Origin of the sequence: Pseudomonas sp. BS-2016 (assembly GCF_001806145.1) — a bacterium.
Classification (GTDB): Bacteria; Pseudomonadota; Gammaproteobacteria; order Pseudomonadales; family Pseudomonadaceae; genus Aquipseudomonas; species Aquipseudomonas lundensis.
Map to the genome: position 1 here is coordinate 1 of NZ_MLCT01000175.1, position 1,529 is coordinate 1,529.

The following is a 1,529-nucleotide window of genomic DNA, read 5'->3' on the forward strand; positions in this document are numbered from 1 at the left end:
ATCTTCTCCCGTGGCTTCGAGGTTGGCACCCTGCAATACGACGGTGTGGGGATTCCACGTAACACTTACACCTTGGGTAGCTATCTCACCGAAAACATGGCCATTTACGACCGCGTCGAGACGCTGCGCGGCCCGGCCGCCTTGCTGCAAGGTGCCAACAGCCCCGGCGGCACCATGAACCTGGTGCGCAAGCGCGGGCAGCAAGCGCCGACGGCGACCATTACCGCCAAGGCTGGCTCATGGGACCACTACGGCACTCAGGTCGATGTCGGTGGCCCGCTGAACGCCGAAGGCACCTTGCGCGGACGCTTCGTGGCGGATTACGACACCACCGACTCCTTCGTCGACTATGCGGGCGGCTGGAACCAGACGGTTTATGGCGCCGTCGACTACGATTTCACTCCCGACACCACCGTCGGCCTGGGCATCAGTAACCAGAAGGGCCATTCGCGCCCCAACTTCATGTCGTTGCCCCGTTATGCCGACGGCAGTGATATCGGTCTGCCGCGTTCGACATTTGTCGGCGCCAGTTGGAACCGCAGCGTCAACAATCAGACTCAGGTGTTTGCCGACATCGAGCACCGCTTCAACGATAACTGGAAAGTGAAAGCCGCACTGGTAGCCATGGATGAGCACAACGACGCAACCTACCAGGCGACGTGGGACACGGTACCCGTCGGCGGTGGCGCTGTGCCCTATGTGGATTGGATCACCGACTTCAATACCAAGAGCCGCGGCGCGGATGTGTATGTAAACGGCAAGTTTGAGGGGCTGGGCTTCCAGCAGGAAGTGGTGCTGGGCGCCAACTATTCCAAGCTCACCACCGACGACCAGTGGGCACGGGCTTCAAACCCCGGCGCGGATATCTTCAACATCGACCACAACCGCCCACAGCGCGACAAATACCAATTGTTCCAGGAGGGTGCCGCCTCGAAGAGCTGGTATGACATTCGCCAGAAAGGCATCTATGGCACCTGGCGTGTGAAAGTCCTGGACCCGCTGACGTTGATCGTCGGTGCGCGTACCAGTTGGTATGACTATTCCTACATTGGCCAGAGTGGTTTCAAAGGCACATATGGTGCCCCGCAAGACAATACCACCCAGTCCAATGGCAAGGTTACGCCCTACGCCGGCCTGGTCTATGCGCTCAACGAGCAGTGGTCGGCCTACGCCAGCTATGCCGATGCCTTTGAGCCGCAAACCAACCTGACCACCTCCGGCTCCCTGCTCAAGCCTATCGAGGGCAAAAACTACGAGTTGGGCATCAAGGGAGAGCTGGCTGACGGGCGCCTCAATACCTCGTTTGCGATCTTCCGTTACGATCAGGAAAACCGTAGCGTGCAGGACCTGCAAGGGCCAATGAACTGCAATGGTTGGTACTGCTCGGTCGCTTCCGGCAAGGTCCGCAGCCAAGGCTTTGAAGCCACACTCAGTGGTGAGGTGCTGCCAGGCCTGCAGCTGGCCTCCAGCTACACCTACAACACCACTAAATTCCTCAAGGACAATACCTACGAAGGCAAGATTTTCAG

General features: G+C 59.0%; 1 protein-coding gene. It reads left to right on the forward strand.

Annotated features, from left to right (window positions below; translation table 11 throughout):
* A partial coding sequence (locus BKD70_RS23475; protein WP_139145833.1) for a TonB-dependent siderophore receptor occupies positions 1–1,529 on the forward strand: 1,529 nt, incomplete at both ends.